Origin of the sequence: Nonomuraea sp. NPDC050328 (assembly GCF_044459405.1) — a bacterium.
In the GTDB taxonomy this organism is placed as follows: domain Bacteria; phylum Actinomycetota; class Actinomycetes; order Streptosporangiales; family Streptosporangiaceae; genus Nonomuraea.
The window spans coordinates 896,827-912,953 of the sequence record NZ_JBITIW010000001.1; the positions used below are offsets into that span (position 1 = coordinate 896,827).

Below are 16,127 nucleotides of genomic sequence, written 5' to 3' on the forward strand. Positions count from 1 at the left end.
ACCCCGAGATCCAGTCGTGATCATCCACGGCCAGGATCCACCCATGAGAATGATCCTCGTCGCCGCGCTGACCCTGATGGTGAGCGCGGCCCCCGCCCAGGCCGCTCCCCCAGACCCGGTGAAGGCCCTCAAGAAGCAGGCCGCTGCGGGTCGCGGCGTCCTGTTCACCGAGCGCTCCTTCAAGTGGGCGGGCGTCGACAGCACCTGGCGCGGCAAGGGCCGCCTCCAGTACGGCAAGAGCGGCATCACCGGGTCGGAGGTGAGCGGAACCATCGACTTCCCGGGCGATCGTCCCGAACGTGAGCGCACCATCCGGGTCGGCGGCGCCTCCTATCACCGCGCCGACTCCCTGGCCCCCAAGATGCCACCGGGCAAGGCCTGGCTGAAGGAGACGCCAGGCCGGACCCGTTGGCTGAGCGCGAACTACGTCTCCATCCTCAACGCAGCGGAGCCCGCCGCCCTGGCCGCGATCCTCGCGGGCGCCGAGCGGGACGGACGGAGCTACCGGGGCGAGATCCCGTTCGCGCGGCTGCTCAAGGCTTCGCCTTGGGCGCGGGCGACCCCGCACCCCAAGTTCGCCGCGGACGCCGTCCTGAGCTGGCGGCTCGACGTCACCGCGGGCGGCCTGCCGTACCGGCTGACCACCTACGGTCCGGGCGGTCAGCGGCTCACGGAGGTCCGCTACAGCGGGTGGGGCGCCAAGGTGAGCGTCAAGGCGCCGCCGAAGGACGAGGTGACGACCAAGCTCGCCGGCTAGAGCTTCTCCAGCGGTGCGTAGGCGAGGAGCAAGGTCTTCTCGCCGCCCGTGCCGAAGTCGATCTTGACCTTGGTCTTCTCCGCCACCCCGTCCACCGACACGACGGTGCCGAGGCCGAAGGCGTCGTGGGAGACCCGGTCGCCGGGCGAGAGGGACGGGACGGTCCTGCCGCTCTTCTTGGCGGCCGGGGCGGCGACGGCGCTCTCGCGCTTGGTCGCCGCCGACCAGGCGGACTTGTCGGGGTCGGTACGCCACTCCAGGAGGTGGCCGGGCACCTCGCTGACGAAGCGGGAGGCGGGGTTGAACGAGGGCGCGCCCCACGAGCTGCGCACGGCGGCCCGGGTGAGGTAGAGCCGCTTCTGCGCCCGCGTGATGCCCACGTAGGCCAGCCGCCGCTCCTCCTCCAGCTCCTTGGGCTCGCCGAGGGAGCGCACGTGCGGGAAGACGCCGTCCTCCATCGCGGTGAGGAAGACCACCGGGAACTCCAGGCCCTTGGCGGTGTGCAGGGTCATCAGGGTGACCACGCCCTGCCCGCCGTCCGCCTCGGGGATCTGGTCGGCGTCGGCGACCAGGGAGATCTGCTCCAGGAACTCCACCAGCGTGCCCTCGGGGTTGGCCTCCTCGAACTCGGAGGCGACCGAGATGAGCTCGTTGAGGTTCTCCAGGCGCGACTCGTCCTGCGGGTCCTGGGAGGTCTCCAGCTCGGCGCGGTAGCCGGTCGAGACCAGGATCTCCTCGGCCAGCGCGGAGGGCGGCATGCCCTCGGCCTTGCCGATGAGGTCCTGCATCAGCGCGACGAACTCGCGGATGGCGTTGAGCGAGCGCGCGGCCAGGCCGTACGCCTCCTCGGCCCGCTTCATCGCCTCCCAGAACGGGATGCGCTGCTGCGCGGCGAACGCCTCCAGCATCGACTCGGCCCGGTCGCCGATGCCGCGCTTGGGCACGTTGAGGATGCGCCGCAGCGAGACCACGTCGTTGGGGTTGGCCACCACCCGCAGGTAGGCCAGCAGGTCCTTGACCTCCTTGCGCTCGTAGAAGCGCACCCCGCCGACCACCTTGTACGGCAGGCCGGTGCGGATGAAGATCTCCTCGAAGACGCGGGAGGCGGCGTTGGTGCGGTAGAAGACCGCGACGTCGCCTGGCCGCACCTGCTCCTCGTCGTGGAGCCGGTCGACCTCCTGCGCGACGAAGACCGCCTCGTCGTGCTCGTTGTCGGCGACGTAGCCCACGATCAGTGGCCCGTCGCCCTGCTCCGACCAGAGGTTCTTGGGCTTGCGCCCCTCGTTGCGGGAGATGACGGCGTTGGCGGCGTTGAGGATGTTCTGGGTCGAGCGGTAGTTCTGTTCGAGCAGGATCGTGCGCGCGTCGGGGTAGTCGCGCTCGAACTCCAGGATGTTGCGGATCGTCGCCCCGCGGAAGGCGTAGATCGACTGGTCGGCGTCACCGACCACGCACAGCTCGGACTGGTCGGCGCCGGAGCGAACCAGCTCGCCGTCGGCGGTGTGCAGGGACGGCCGGCCGACCAGCTCCCTGATGAGGATGTACTGGGCGTGGTTGGTGTCCTGGTACTCGTCGACCATCACGTGCCGGAAGCGCATGCGGTAGTGCTCGGCGACGTCGGGGAAGAGCTGGAACAACGTCACCGTGTTCATGATGATGTCGTCGAAGTCCATCGCGCCGGCCTCGGTCAGCTTGAGCTGGTACGACTTGTAGGCCTCGGCGAGGGTGCGCTCCAGGTGCGACCCGGCCCGCTCGACGGCGGTCTCGTAGTCGATCAGCTCGTTCTTGAAGTTGCTGACCTGGGCGGAGAACGAGCGCGGCGGGTAGCGCTTGGGGTCGAGCTCCATCTCGCGGCAGACCATCGCCATCAGCCGCTGCGAGTCGGCCTGGTCGTAGATGGAGAAGCTCGACGGGAAGCCCAGCCGCTTGGCCTCCCGGCGCAGGATCCGCATGCACGCGCTGTGGAAAGTCATGATCCACATCGCCTTGGAGCGCGGCCCGACCAGCTTGTCGATGCGCTCCTTCATCTCCCGCGCGGCCTTGTTGGTGAAGGTGATCGCGAGGATCTCCCCCGGATGCGCGTCGCGCTCGGCCAGGAGGTAGGCGATGCGGTGCGTCAGCACCCTCGTCTTGCCCGACCCCGCCCCCGCGACGATGAGCAGCGGGCTGCCATGGTGGATCACGGCCTCGCGCTGCTGGGCGTTGAGACCGTCGAGCAAGGGGTTGTCTATCGAGACTTGGGTCGGCACGCCCCTAGGGTAAGACCCGCCACCGACGGAATGTGCGCCAGACGGCGACGGTTGATACGAACATGCTTCCGGAGAACGAGATCAAGCGCGTGCTGACCGTCACCGCCCACCCCGACGACATCGACTTCGGCGCCGCCGGGACGGTCGCCGGGTTCACCGACCGGGGCGTCGAGGTGATCTACCTCGTGGTGACGGACGGGGACGCCGGAGGCAACGAGCGCACCCTCGACAACGGCGGCATGGCCGAGCTCCGCCGCGCCGAGCAGATCGCCGCCGCCCGCCACGTGGGCGTCACGGACGTGCGCTTCCTCGGCTACTCCGACGGCACCGTCGTGCCCTCCCTGGAGCTGCGCCGCGACATCGCCCGGGTGATCCGGCAGGTCCGTCCCGACCTGGTGATCACGCATCACCCCGACCGCAACTACCAGTTCATCGCCCCCTCGCACCCGGACCACCGGGCCGTGGGCGGCGCGGCGCTGGACGCCGTGTATCCCGACGCGCGCAACCCCTACGCCTTTCCCGAGCTCTTCCTGGAGGAGGGGCTGGAGGCGTGGACGGTCCGCGAGGTCTGGCTGACCAGCGGTCCGACGCCCGACCACTTCGTGGACGTCACCGACGCCGCCGACCGCAAGATCAAGGCGCTGCTCTCGCACACCAGCCAGGTCGCGCACGTCGAGGGGTTCGAGGAGAACATCCGCGCCCGCTTCCAGGAGTGGGGCAAGCGGGCCGGCCTGCCCGACGGGCACTACGCCGAGGGCTTCCAGGTCGTTCCGACGGCCTGAGTGTCGTCCTTGGGGGCGATCCGGGCGAAGAGGTAGCCGAGCGAGTTCGTCGCGAAGTGCAGCAGCGACGGGGTGAGCAGGCCGCCGCGGCGGCGCAGCTCGCAGAAGAGCACGCCGGCCGCCGCCGTCGAGACCACGCTGCCGGCGACGATCCGGGCGGTGTCGGCCCGGCCGGGACTCTCCTCGCCTGCGGTCACTGCGGCCAGTGCGGGGTTGGCGCGGGCCATGTCCATCGCGGGGAGGATGTGCCAGAGGCCGAACAGCGTGGAGGACACGGCGGTGGCCCACGGCGTGCCGTACTGCCGGCGGAGCATGCCGTACAGCGCGCCGCGGAAACCGGCCTCCTCCAGCAGGACGGTGCCGACGGGCACCTGGAGCAGGGCCTCCTCGAAGGCGCGCGCCCTGGTGAGGGACAGCGCCCGCTCGTCGCGGAACAGGGCGCGGGTGCGGGGGACGGAGATGCCGGCGCCGTAGACGGCGGCGACGCCGAAGGCGAGCGCGCCGCCCGCGATTGCGCCGCGGCGGCCGTGCTCGAAGCCGAGCTCGGCCCAGGTCAGGCCGCTGCGGCGGGCCATCGCGACCAGCGCGCCGGTGGCGGCGGCCGAGGTGAGCGGCGCCCAGCGGCGGGCGAGGCGGTTGTTGAGCACGTTGGCCGCGGCGAGCACCGCCACGGACGCGCCCAGCACCGCGAGCGGCCGCGAGGAGGGCTCAGGCGAAGGCGAAGGCGATGACCGTGGCACCCCTGCAGACTACGACGCCGCGGGTGTGCGCCAGCCTGCGGGGAAGCGCAGGCGGCGGCGTTCGTCCGGGGTGAGCCCGCCCCAGATGCCCTCCGACTCCCCCGCCCGCAACGCGTACTCGCGGCACTCGGTGAGCACCGGGCACCGGCCGCAGACCGCCTTGGCCTGCACCTCCTGCAGGCGAGAGGGGGCGAGCGGGAAGAACAGCTCCGGATCACTTGACCGGCAGGCCCCCCTGCGCAGCCAGTCGGCCTCGTCGGCGATTCCCATGGCTCAACGCTAGGACCAGCGGCCCGCGCGCGCATCATCCTGCGGATGGACACGCCCGTACACCACCGGGAGGCCCCGCCGGCGCGGTCAGACCGACCAGGTGTGCACCGGTTCGTTGGTGTGCATGAGCTCCATGTAGTCGAGGGTCATCCGGCGCAACGCCTCGTGCCGGTCGGCGCCCTTCTCCGCGCGCACCCGCTCCACCTGCCAGGTCGCGCCGGTGCGGTGGGTCAGGCAGCGGCCCTCGATGACGCCGAGCAGCCGCGCGGCCACGTCGGAGTCGACGTTCCACTCCCGCAGCCCCTCGTAGGCGAGCGGCAGCAGGCGGCGCAGCACGAGTTCGGTGGCGGGCACCTCGCCCATGCCGGGCCAGTACAGCCGGGCGTCGATGCCGTGCCGCGCGGCGGCGTTGAGGTTCTCCTCGGCGGCGGCGAACGACATCCGGCTCCAGATCGGCCGTTCCAGGTGCGGGAGCACACGCATCAGGCCGTAGTAGAAGGCGGCGTTGGCGGCGACGTCGAGCACCGACGGCCCGGCGGGCAGGACGCGGTTCTCCACCCGCAGGTGCGGGGTGCCGTCCACGACCGCGTACACCGGCCGGTTCCAGCGGTAGATCGTGCCGTTGTGCAGGGTGAGCTCGTCGAGGTCGGGGATCTCGCCCCGGTCGAGCGACTCGCGCGGGTCCTCGTCGGAGCAGAGCGGCAGCAGCGCCGGGAAGTAGCGGACGTTCTCCTCGAACAGGTCGAAGACGCTGGTGATCCAGCGTTCCCCGAACCACACCCGGGGCCGCACGCCCTGCTCCTTGAGCTCGTTCGGGCGGGTGTCGGTGGCCTGGGTGAACAGGTCGATCCGGGTCTCCTGGTGCAGCTCGCGGCCGAACAGGTAGGGCGCGTTGGCGGCCAGGGCGACCTGCGGCCCGGCGATGGCCTGGGCGGCGTTCCAGTGCGCGGCGAACTGCTCGGGCGAGACCTGGAGGTGGAGCTGGACGCTGGTGCAGGCGGCCTCGGGGGCGACGCTGTCGGCGTAGGTGTCGAGGTGCTCGACGCCCTCGATGCGCAGGTGCAGGTCCTCGCCGCGGGCGGCGAAGATCTGCTCGTTGAGCAGCGCGTAGCGGGGGTTGGCCGACAGGTTGCCCGCGACCAGGTCGGACTCGCGGATCGTCGGCAGGATGCCGATCATCAGCAGGTGCCCGCCCACCGAGCGGGCCCGTTCCTCGGCGTGGTTGAGCCGGGTGCGGACGTCGTTCTCCAGGTGCAGCGCGCCCTGGCCGGCCAGGCTCTGCGGCTGGACGTTGATCTCCACGTTGAACTGGCCCAGCTCGGTGGCCCAGTCGGGCCGCTCGATCGCCTCCAGCACCTCGGCGTTGCGCATGGCGGCCTCGCCGTGCTCGTCGGTGATGTTGAGCTCGATCTCCAGCCCGGCCTGCGGGCGGTCGAACTCGAAGCGGGCCTCGCGCAACATCCGGGCGAAGACGTCCAGGCAGCCGCGCACCTTCTCCCGATATTTCCGGCGGTCTTCTCGACTGAACACGACGACTGGCACGTCCCTGCCCATATCGGGAATGTCCCACGGGGACGCGCGCCTGCCAAGAGGATCAGGAAACTGCGGCCAGCCGCGGCGCGGCCTGCTCGGCCACCGTGTCGGCGAACGCCCGCAGCCGCGCGGTCCGCTCCCCGGCCCGCCACACCAGCCCAAGCGAGGAGGCCGGCAGCCCCTCCACCAGCACGAACCGCACGTCCGGCCGCCGGTGCAACAGCGCCGACGGCCGGCAGAGCAACATCGCCCCGCGCCCCAGCGCCACCAGCGTGAGCCCCTCCTGGCTGGTCGACACCTCGGCGCCGCGCGGGATCGGCACCCCCAGCGGCGTGTACGGCGGAGCAGACCGCTCCCGCCAGCCGCGCGGCGCGCTCGGCGGCAGCCCGATGAGCGACACCCCCGCCAGCTCCTCGGCCTGGATGACCTCCCGCCCGGCCAGCGGATGCCGCACCGGCAACGCGAGCTGGTACGGCTCGCGGTTGAGCTCGGCGCCCTCCTCCAGGTCGCTCTCCCCCGTCGGCAGCACGGTGAACACCACATCCACCTCGCCGCGCCGCAACGCCCCGTAGGGATCGGACAGCGGCACCTCCACCAGCTCCACCTCGCACTCGGGGTACCGCTCCTGGAAGGTGCGCAACCCGGCCACCGCCAGCCGCGTCGGCGCGCCGTGGAAACCCACCCGCAGCGTGCCGTCGACCTTGCGCGCGGCGGCCTTGGCCCCCTCGACCGCCGCCAGCAACGCGTCGTAGGCCGGACGCAGCTCCGCCAGCAGCCCGCGCCCGAGCGGGGTCAGCGCCACCCGCCGGCTGGTCCTGTCCACCAGGCGCCCGCCGATGCTCAGCTCCAGCTCCTTGAGCAACTGGCTGACCCGGCCCGGCGACAGGTAGAGCCGCTCGGCCGCCCTCGCGAAGTGCAGCTCCTCGCTCAGCACGACGAAGCACTCGATCTGCCGGAACTCCATGGCCACCTCCGTCGCGATCGTTTAGCCCGACTAATGCAAGCCTTCGAGCTTCGTCATTGTTCCGCGATTCCGTACAAAGCAGGCTGAGCTGCATGGTTGCTCTACAGACTCCTCCCGGATCCCGTACCGCCCGTTGGCCCGCCGTGTTCACCGTGGCGGTGGGCACCTTCACCGTCGTCACCAGCGAGATGTTGCCCGTCGGCCTGCTCACCCCCATCGCCCGCGACCTGGGGGTGAGCGAGGGCACGGCAGGGCTGATGGTCGGCGTGCCCGGCCTGGTCGCCGCCTTGGCCGCCGCCTCGTTGCCCGCCGCGGCCGGCCGGGTGGACCGCCGGACCGTGTTGCTGAGCCTGGCCGGCTTGCTGATCGTGGCGAACGCGGCCGCCGCGCTCGCCCCGTCGTTCGCCGTGTTGCTGGCCGCCCGGGTCCTGGTGGGGGTGGCGATCGGCGGGTTCTGGGCGCTGGCCGGCAGCGTCGGACCGCGTCTGGTGCCTCCGTCGTCGGCCGGGCGGGCGGTGGCCATCGTGACCGGCGGGGTGGCGGTGGCCTCGGTGCTCGGCGTGCCGGCGGGCACCTTCCTCGCCGACCGGTTCGACTGGCGGTGGGCCTTCGGCGCCATGGCGATCGTCGCCGCGCTCGTGCTCGTCGCGCTCGCCGCTCTGTTGCCCTCGCTGCCCGCCGACGGCGGCGCCCGGCTGCGGGACGCGCTGCGCTCGCGGGCGCTGCGGCCCATCATGATCGTCACCGGGTTGCTGATCGCGGGGCACTTCGCCGCCTACACCTACGTCCGGCCGGTGTTGTCCGGGGTCTCCGACCTTGACCCGAGCCTGCTGCTGCTGGCGTACGGCGCGGCGGGCATCCTGGGGAACTTCGTGCTCGGGCCGCGGGCGGCCGGGGGCGCGCGGCGCGTGCTGCTGGTGATGGCGGCCGGGATCGCGGTGACCGCCCCGCTGACCGCGGTGCTCGGCTGGCCGGCGCTGCTGGCGTGGGGCCTGGCCTATGGCGGGGTGGGGGTCGCGGTGCAGTTGTGGGTGTTCGAGGCGGGCATTCGGGTGCGTGAGGCGGGGCTGGCGTTGCTCACGATGGTGTTCAACCTGGCCATCGCGCTCGGCTCGGTGCTCGGCGGGGTGGCCGTGGACGCGCTGTCCGCCTCCGGGGCGGTGTGGCTGGGCGCGGGCCTGGCCGTGGCGGGCCTGATCGTGGCCGCGGCCTGGCGTCGCGCCCCGGAACCGGCCTGAACCCGGGCCGCGACCGCTCGCCGTACAAGGTCAGACGGTGCGCCTGCCGTACCAAAAGGGGTCAGACCAGGCGGCGGGCGGTCGCCCAGCGGGAGAGCTCGTGCCGGTTGGAGAGCTGGAGCTTGCGCAGCACGCTCGACACGTGCGTCTCGACCGTCTTGACCGAGATGAACAGCTCCTTGGCGATCTCCTTGTAGGCGTAGCCCCGCGCGATCAGCCGCAGCACCTCGCGCTCCCGCTGGGTGAGCGAGTCGAGCTCGGGGTCGATCGGCGGGGCCTCGGAGGAGGCGAAGGCGTCGAGCACGAACCCGGCCAGCCGCGGCGAGAAGACCGCGTCGCCCTCCGACACCCGGCGGATGGCGTCGGTCAGCTCCCGGCCGCTGATGTTCTTGGTCACGTAGCCCCGCGCGCCGCCGCGGATGACGCCGATGACGTCCTCGGCCGCGTCGGAGACCGACAGCGCGAGGAAACGCACCTGCGAGCCCGACCCGAGGACGCGGCGCAGCACCTCCTGGCCGCCGCCGCCGGGCATGTGCACGTCCAGCAGCACCACGTCGGGGGTGAGCTCGGCGATCGCCTTGACCGCCGACTCCACGTCCTCGGCCTCGCCCACCACCTGGATGGAGTCGCCGAGCTCGGCCCGGACGCCGGAACGGAACAGCCGGTGATCGTCGACGATCAGTACCCGAATCATCTCTCCACCTTCATGGTCAGCATCACTTCCGTGCCCTCGCCCGGCTCGCTGCGCACCCGCGCGGTTCCGCCGTGCCGTTCCATCCTGCCAATGATGGACTCCCGGATGCCCATCCGGTCCAGCGGGACCTCGTCGAGGTCGAAGCCCTTGCCCCGGTCCTTGACCGAGATGAAGACCTCCTCGCCCTCCACCTCGGCGTAGACCGAGATGACCGGGCTCTCGGAGTACTTGCCGGCGTTGACCATGGCCTGCCGGAAGGCCTTGAGCATCGCGTCGAGCTTGGGGTCGAGCGCGGTGTCGCCGACGCAGACGATCTCGACCGAGACGCCGTGCGCGTCCTCCTCCTCGGCGGCGATCCGGCGCACGGCCGCCGCGAAGGTCGAGTCGGCGTCCTGGGCCGGCTGGTAGAGCCAGTTGCGCAGCTCCCGCTCCTGCGCGCGGGCCAGCCTGGTGACCTCGCGCGGGTCGTGCGCGACGCGCTGGATCAGCGTCAGGGTGTGCAGCACCGAGTCGTGCACCATCGCGGCGATCTCGGCCTTCTCCTCCTGGCGGATGCGCTCACGCCGTTCGAGCTGCAGTTCCTTCCACAGGCCGGCCAGCCACGGGGTGGCGATGAAGATGAGGCCGCCCACGACGACCAGGGTGAAGATGAGGCCGTTGCGCGCCGCCTCCAGGGCGTCCTGCGTCACCAGGAAGCCGATCGCGCCGCCGATCACCAGGATGACGCCGAGCAGGGTCCGCACCCGGTGCTTGCGCATGCCCTTGGTGGCGCCGCTGACCCAGTTGGTGCGCCGGTCGGGATCGGCCTGCTGCCAGAGGATCAGCGCGCCGATGCCGCAGACCGCGAACGGCAGCATCGCCACCCCGCCCCGCGAGGCGCCGGTGAGCCAGCCGAAGGCCAGGACCGCGATGCCGATGGCGGTGAACGCGCTGAGCTGGCTCCAGTCGCGCGCCGGCGACGGCCCTTCGTACGGCTCCCGCGGTGTGATCATCCACAGGACGGCGTAGACCACCAGGCCGACGCCCTCCACCGCGCTCAGCAGCAGGAAGGCCAGCCGGATCACCACCGGGTCGAGCCGGAGCTGGCGGGCCAGCCCGTGGGCGACCCCGCCCACGAGGCGGCCGTCCATCGGCCGCATCATCCGGTGGAACGGCTCGGCTACGTCCTTGTCGACGGAACTCACCTCATCACGCCGAATCGAACCCTGCATCTGTGGTCCTCTCGACGCTAGTACAACGTTCGTGCAGCCTGAATCGTCACACGGGCCCGGTGTGCGGGACATCAGGGATATCCCCTGAGCTGTCCCGACACCGCCGCCTAGGGGTCGGCTCAGGGGAGTCCCCGATGCGGGCGAGGCGCGCTCACGCCACGATGGTCCTATGACAGCAGCACCGCCGCCGCCACTCCGGCCCCTGGCCCGCAGCTCCGAGGGACGCATCCTCACCGGAGTCAGCGCCGGGCTGGGCCGCTACACCGGCATCGACCCGGTGGTCTTCCGTGCGGCCTTCGCGGTGCTGGTGCTGGGCTCCGGCGTGGGGGTCTACCTCTATCTCGCCGCCTTCCTGCTGATGAAGGCGCCGCGGGGCGGGCCGGGGTACGTCGAGCAGTGGACCCGGCGGGACTTCTCCGGTGACACGGTGTTCGCCCTGCTGACCGCGGTGCTGGGGTTCGGGCTCACCGTCAACCTGGCGACCGTCGCGTTCGGGACCGGGACCCTGGTGGTGGCCATCCTGATGGCGGTGGGGCTGCTGGCCGCGCACGCCAACGGGGTGGATCTGCTGGGGATCGCGAGGTCCATGCCGGAGCGGCTCAACCGCCGGCGGGCGGCGACCCGGCAGCCTCCGGTGGCTCCGGCGCCGCCGTACGAGCCGTTCACCTCCTTCGACACCGGTGCCACTCCTTTCGGCACCCCCGCCGCGCCCTTCGACACCCGCGCGTACGAGCCGGCCCCGGCCTACCGGCCCGCGCCGCCGCCCGAGGCCCAGCCGAGCCCCCAGGCCGCCCGCCCGCAGCCTGAACCGGAGCCGCTGACCGAGCCGATCGACGAGCCGGTGGCCGCAAGAGCCGAGCCGATCGACGAGCCGGCGACCGCAGAAGCCGAGCCGGGGGCTTCGCCGTACGTGACGCGACCCCACCCGAACCTCGCCTACGGCGAGCCGTTCGCCCCGCACGGCCCCTACCAGCCGCTGGACCCGCGCCGGCGCGCCGGTCACGACCCGGGCCTCCACCCCGGCGAGACGATCATCCGCCCGCGCCGCCCGGCCAAGCGGCCGAGGTCGTACATCGGCGTGCTCACCTTCCTGCTCGCTCTATTCATTGGAGGCGTCGTCGTGGCCGGCCAGATCACGTCCGCGTCCGGCATGCCGAGCCTGACCGTCGTCGGCGGCGCGATGCTGATCACCGTAGGCGCCGGCCTGCTGGTGGCGACCTGGTGGGGAAGGGGCGCCGGCCTGGTCGCGCTGGGCACCGTCCTGGCGCTGACCATCTCCGCCGGCCTGGTGCTCGGCGGCGTGCCCAAGCGGCTGACCGACACCGTGTGGACGCCGACGAGCATGGCCGAGGTGGCCGACCCCTACCAGGTCGGCCTGGGCGAGGCGACGCTCGACCTGACGCGGCTGCCGCTGGCGGCCGGGTCGCGGACGACCTTCAACGCGTCGGTGACCATCGGCGAGCTGATCGTGGTGCTGCCGCCCACCGCCCAGGTGGAGGTGCACGCCACCGCCCGGATCGGTGAGATCCGGGTGGACCACTCCGTCATCGACGGCACGGACATCGAGGTGAACAGGGTGCTGCAGCCGGAGACGCCCCCGGAGGGCGCGGCGGCCACGATCGTGCTGCGGATCAAGGGCGGCGTCGGCGACGTGGTGGTGCGGCGTGCGGCGTGAGATGGAGGAGCGCCCCCGGCGGGTGCACCGTACCGACTGGATGGCCCTGCTCAGCGGCCTGCTCTTCATCGTCCTGGGCATCCTGGTGGTCACCGGGGAGCTGCGCGACTGGATCGTGCTGACCGCGGTGACGGTCGGCGGGCTGGGGATCGCCGGGGTGGTGGCGGTGATCGCCCGGCTGGTGCGCGGAAAGTAGGCCGTGCAGGCAATCCGGAGGTAAGTGACCCTTGACCTCCGGTTCCCCCGGCGTAGCTTGGCATCTGTCCGCCATATCCCTTCAAGGGAGGACGTATGCCCCTAGTTACCGTCACTGTCGACGGCATCAAGTACGAGCAGCAGTGCGAGCCGCGGCTCCTGCTCGTCCATCTCCTACGTGAACGGCTGGGCAAGACCGGCACCCCGATCGGCTGCGACACCAGCAACTGCGGCGCCTGCACGGTGCTCCTCGACGGCAAGAGCGTGAAGAGCTGCTCGGTCCTGGCGGTCCAGGCCGACGGGAGCGACGTGGTCACCATCGAGGGGCTGGCGAGCAACGGCTCGCTGCACCCGATGCAGCAGGCCTTCCACGAAGAACACGCCCTGCAGTGCGGCTACTGCACCCCCGGCATGGTCATGGCCGCCATCGACATCCTGCGGGACGATCCAGACCCGTCCGAGGAGGCCATCCGGGAGGGCCTCGAGGGCAACCTGTGCCGGTGCACGGGCTACTGCAACATCGTGCGGGCCGTCCGCCGGGGCGCCCAGGAGATGAGCAAGGCCGACAGGGCGGTGAACACCCCGTGAGCGAGCTCGACGCCGGCCTGATCGCCGAGCAGATAGAGGTCACCGGCGAGCAGAAGCAGAACGGCCACGAGGTGGGCCGGGCCCGGCGCCGCAAGGAGGACGCCCGGCTGCTCACCGGCCGCACCCAGTGGACCGACAACATCCAGCTCCCCGGCCTGCTGCACGTCGCGTTCCTGCGCAGCCCGATGGCCCATGCGCGGATCGGCCGCGTGGACGTCTCCGGCGCGCTGGAACTGCCGGGCGTGGTGGCCGCCTTCTCCGGGCGCGACTTCGCCGCCGAGCAGGGCAGCCTGCCCTGCGCCTGGCCGGTCAGCGAGGACATCGTCATCCCCGACCACCCGGCGATGGCCGTCGACGAGGTGCGGTACGTGGGCGAGGCGGTGGCCTGCGTGATCGCCACCGACCGCTACCAGGCCGCCGACGCGCTGGAGGCCATCGAGGTCGACTGGGAACCGCTGCCGCCGGTGCTCGACATGAACGACGCGCTGGCCGAGGGCAGCCCCAAGGTGCACGAGGCGGGCAACCGGGCCTACACCTGGAAGCTCGGCGTGGGCGACATCGACGCCGCCTTCCGCGACGCGCCGGTGGTCGTCGACCGGACCTACGTCCAGCAGCGGCTGATCCCCACCGCGATGGAGCCGCGCGCGGTGGTCGCCACCACCGACGGCGAGAGCTTCACCCTGTGGTCGGCCACCCAGATCCCGCACGTCCTGCGGGTCATGCTGGCCCTGACCACCGGCATCCCCGAGCACCGGCTGCGCGTCATCGCCCCCGACGTCGGCGGCGGTTTCGGCTCGAAGCTGCAGGTCACCGCCGAGGAGGTGCTCTGCCTCCTGCTCACCCGCAAGCTCGGCAAGCCGGTCAAGTGGACCGAGAGCCGCTCCGAGGGCAACCTCACCGTGCACCACGGCCGCGACCAGATCCAGCACGTCTCGCTGGCCGCCGAGGCCGACGGCCGCATCCGCGGCGTGCGGGTGGAGCTGCTCGCCGACATGGGCGCCTACCTGATGCTGATCACGCCGGGCGTGCCGCTGCTCGGCGCGCTGATGTACAACGGCATCTACAAGATGGACGCCTACGACTTCTCCTGCACCGGCGTCTTCACCACCAAGATGCCCACCGACGCCTACCGCGGCGCCGGCCGCCCCGAGGCGACCTACGCCATCGAGCGCCTGATGGACGAGCTGGCCCACGAGCTGAAGATCGACCCCATCGAGGTACGGCGGCGCAACTGGATCAAGCACGAGGAGTTCCCGTACACCACGATCGTGGGGCTGGAGTACGACTCGGGCAACTACGAGGCCGCCACCGACCGGGCCCTGTCGTTGTTCGGCTACGACAAGCTCCGCGCCGAACAGGCCGACCGGCGAGACCGCGGCGACCCCGTCCAGCTCGGCATCGGGGTGAGCACCTTCACCGAGATGTGCGGCATCGCGCCCAGCCGGGCCCTGGGCGGTCTCAACTACGGCGCGGGCGGCTGGGAGCACGCCTCGATCCGGGTGCTGCCGACCGGCAAGGTCGAGGTGGTCACCGGCAGCTCGGCGCACGGCCAGGGGCACGAGACGGCGTGGAGCCAGATCGTCGCCGACTCGCTCGGCGTGCCGTACGAGGACGTGTCGGTCCTGCACGGCGACACCGCGATCTCGCACAAGGGCATGGACACCTACGGCTCGCGCTCGCTGGTGGTCGGCGGCATGGCGTTGCTGGCCGCCTGCGACAAGGTCAAGGACAAGGCCAGGAAGGTCGCCGCGCACGCGCTGGAGTGCTCGCCCGACGACCTGGAATTCGTCCAGGGAGCCTTCCGGGTGAAGGGCACCGGCGCGCAGAAGACCATCCAGGAGGTGGCGCTGGCCACCTTCACCGCGCACGACCTGCCCGACGGCGTCGAGCCGCGGCTCGACTCCGACGCCACCTTCGACCCGCAGACCTTCTCCTTCCCGCACGGCACCCACCTGTGCGCGGTGGAGGTCGACACCGAGACGGGCCTGACGAAGATCCGCTCGTACGTGGCCGTGGACGACGTCGGCAAGGTGGTCAACCCGCTGATCGTCGAGGGCCAGGTGCACGGCGGTCTCGCGCAGGGCATCGCGCAGGCGCTCTACGAGGAGGCCGTCTACGACGCCGAGGGCAACCTGCTGACCTCGACGATGGCCGACTACCTGCTGCCCAGCGCGGCCGACCTGCCGGACTTCGTCACCGACCGCACCGAGACCCCGGCGACCACCAACCCGCTGGGCGTCAAGGGCGTCGGCGAGGCCGGCACCATCGCCTCCACCCCGGCGGTCGTCAACGCCGTCGTGGACGCCCTGCGCCCGTACGGCGTGCGCGACATCCAGATGCCGTGCACGCCCGAGAGAGTCTGGAGGGCCCTGCAGTGATCCCGGCCAAGTTCGACTACGTCCGTGCCGGCTCGCTCGCCGAGGCCGCCGAGGCGCTGGCGAGCGACGAGGACGCCAAGGTCATCGCGGGCGGCCAGTCCCTGCTGCCGCTGCTGCGCCTGCGCCTGGCCTACCCCTCGCTGCTCGTCGACGTGGGCAGGCTGAGCGAGTTGCAGGGCATCCACGACCGCGGCGACCACGTCTTCATCGGCGCCGCGGCCACGCACGACGAGGTGGTGCGTTCCGGCCTCGTCCGGGACGCCTGCCCGCTGATCGCGCTGGCCGCCGCCACCGTCGCCGACCCCGCGGTACGGCACCGCGGCACCTTCGGCGGCTCGCTGGCGCACGCCGACCCGGCGGGCGACCTGCCGGCCGTGGCGCTCGCGCTGGAGGCGGTCCTGGTGACCTCGCGGCGCGAGATCCCGGCGGCCCGCTTCTTCGTCGACTACCTGGAGACGGTGCTGGAGCCCGGTGAGGTCCTCGTCGGGGTGAAGGTGCCCAAGCTCGGCCCCGGCTGGGGCTACCACTACGAGAAGTTCCACCGCACCGCCCAGGCGTGGGCGATCGTCGGGGTGGCGGCGGCGGTGCGCCGTTCCAACGGCACCATCGCCGAGGCCAGGATCGGTCTGACGAACATGGGACCGACTCCGGTGCGCGCGCGGGGAGTGGAGTCCGCTCTCCAGGGCATCGAGCTGGGAGACCAGGTTCGGCAGGCGTGCGCTCGCGCGCCCGAGGACACCTCGCCCCCCTCGGACCTGCACGCACGACCCGACTATCGTCGCCATCTGGCGCACGTGCTGACGTACCGCGCCGTTCAGGCGGCTGCCGGGTCGCCCTGACCGGGCTGCGGGGG

General features: G+C 71.8%; 15 protein-coding genes. 8 read left to right on the top strand and 7 right to left on the bottom strand.

Going from position 1 to position 16,127, the window contains the following annotated elements:
* Positions 1–43 precede the first annotated feature (43 nt).
* A complete protein-coding gene (locus ACIBG7_RS04055; protein ID WP_397335117.1) occupies positions 44–757 on the top strand; it encodes a hypothetical protein in 714 nt (237 codons plus the stop codon).
* On the opposite strand, the gene pcrA is transcribed toward ACIBG7_RS04055, so the two are convergent.
* Complete coding sequence (gene pcrA / locus ACIBG7_RS04060; protein ID WP_397335341.1) at positions 754–2,976, bottom strand: DNA helicase PcrA; 2,223 nt, start codon at positions 2,974–2,976, stop codon at positions 754–756. The genes ACIBG7_RS04055 and pcrA overlap by 4 nt on opposite strands.
* A gap of 92 nt (positions 2,977–3,068) precedes the next feature.
* Between pcrA and ACIBG7_RS04065 the strand changes: the two genes are divergently transcribed.
* On the top strand, positions 3,069–3,788 hold the full coding sequence (locus ACIBG7_RS04065) for a PIG-L deacetylase family protein (RefSeq protein WP_397335118.1): 720 nt from the start codon (positions 3,069–3,071) through the stop codon (positions 3,786–3,788).
* Here the strand turns inward: ACIBG7_RS04065 and ACIBG7_RS04070 are convergent.
* The 4 genes from ACIBG7_RS04070 to ACIBG7_RS04085 form a co-directional block, all read right to left on the bottom strand.
* A complete protein-coding gene (locus ACIBG7_RS04070; RefSeq protein ID WP_397335119.1) occupies positions 3,752–4,528 on the bottom strand; it encodes a lysostaphin resistance A-like protein in 777 nt (258 codons plus the stop codon). The two genes, ACIBG7_RS04065 and ACIBG7_RS04070, sit on opposite strands and share 37 nt — an antisense overlap.
* 9 nt (positions 4,529–4,537) lie before the next feature.
* The gene (locus ACIBG7_RS04075; protein WP_357916106.1) at positions 4,538–4,798 is read right to left on the bottom strand and encodes a WhiB family transcriptional regulator; all 261 of its coding nucleotides are present in this window, start codon (positions 4,796–4,798) and stop codon (positions 4,538–4,540) included.
* Positions 4,799–4,885: 87 nt separating this feature from the next.
* Positions 4,886–6,328: a glutamate--cysteine ligase gene (locus tag ACIBG7_RS04080; protein WP_357916103.1), complete on the bottom strand. Its 1,443-nt coding sequence runs from the start codon at positions 6,326–6,328 to the stop codon at positions 4,886–4,888.
* A 64-nt stretch (positions 6,329–6,392) separates the two neighbouring features.
* The gene (locus tag ACIBG7_RS04085; RefSeq protein WP_397335120.1) at positions 6,393–7,295 is read right to left on the bottom strand and encodes a LysR family transcriptional regulator; all 903 of its coding nucleotides are present in this window, start codon (positions 7,293–7,295) and stop codon (positions 6,393–6,395) included.
* Between the two features lie 143 nt (positions 7,296–7,438).
* Here ACIBG7_RS04085 and ACIBG7_RS04090 point away from each other — a divergent pair, with 143 nt between their 5' ends.
* Complete coding sequence (locus tag ACIBG7_RS04090) at positions 7,439–8,533, top strand: MFS transporter (RefSeq protein ID WP_397335121.1); 1,095 nt, start codon at positions 7,439–7,441, stop codon at positions 8,531–8,533.
* Positions 8,534–8,594: 61 nt separating this feature from the next.
* Here the strand turns inward: ACIBG7_RS04090 and ACIBG7_RS04095 are convergent, their stop codons facing one another.
* On the bottom strand, positions 8,595–9,227 hold the full coding sequence (locus ACIBG7_RS04095; protein ID WP_357916094.1) for a response regulator transcription factor: 633 nt from the start codon (positions 9,225–9,227) through the stop codon (positions 8,595–8,597).
* Positions 9,224–10,369: a PspC domain-containing protein gene (locus ACIBG7_RS04100; protein ID WP_357918356.1), complete on the bottom strand. Its 1,146-nt coding sequence runs from the start codon at positions 10,367–10,369 to the stop codon at positions 9,224–9,226. Before ACIBG7_RS04100 ends, ACIBG7_RS04095 begins: the two co-directional genes overlap by 4 nt.
* 238 nt (positions 10,370–10,607) lie before the next feature.
* Between ACIBG7_RS04100 and ACIBG7_RS04105 the strand changes: the two genes are divergently transcribed.
* The 5 genes from ACIBG7_RS04105 (at position 10,608) to ACIBG7_RS04125 (ending at position 16,113) form a co-directional block, all read left to right on the top strand.
* Positions 10,608–12,113, top strand: a complete 1,506-nt coding sequence (locus ACIBG7_RS04105; protein ID WP_397335122.1) for a PspC domain-containing protein — start codon at positions 10,608–10,610, stop codon at positions 12,111–12,113.
* Positions 12,103–12,309, top strand: coding sequence for a hypothetical protein (locus tag ACIBG7_RS04110; RefSeq protein ID WP_357916088.1), 207 nt, complete (start codon positions 12,103–12,105; stop codon positions 12,307–12,309). The genes ACIBG7_RS04105 and ACIBG7_RS04110 overlap by 11 nt, the downstream gene beginning before the upstream one ends.
* A gap of 95 nt (positions 12,310–12,404) precedes the next feature.
* Positions 12,405–12,896 carry a (2Fe-2S)-binding protein gene (locus ACIBG7_RS04115; protein WP_357916085.1) on the top strand — a complete coding sequence of 164 codons (492 nt, stop codon included), beginning with the start codon at positions 12,405–12,407 and terminating at the stop codon, positions 12,894–12,896.
* Positions 12,893–15,274 carry a xanthine dehydrogenase family protein molybdopterin-binding subunit gene (locus tag ACIBG7_RS04120; RefSeq protein ID WP_397335123.1) on the top strand — a complete coding sequence of 794 codons (2,382 nt, stop codon included), beginning with the start codon at positions 12,893–12,895 and terminating at the stop codon, positions 15,272–15,274. The genes ACIBG7_RS04115 and ACIBG7_RS04120 overlap by 4 nt, the downstream gene beginning before the upstream one ends.
* Positions 15,271–16,113 carry an FAD binding domain-containing protein gene (locus ACIBG7_RS04125; protein ID WP_397335124.1) on the top strand — a complete coding sequence of 281 codons (843 nt, stop codon included), beginning with the start codon at positions 15,271–15,273 and terminating at the stop codon, positions 16,111–16,113. Before ACIBG7_RS04120 ends, ACIBG7_RS04125 begins: the two co-directional genes overlap by 4 nt.
* Positions 16,114–16,127 lie beyond the last annotated feature (14 nt).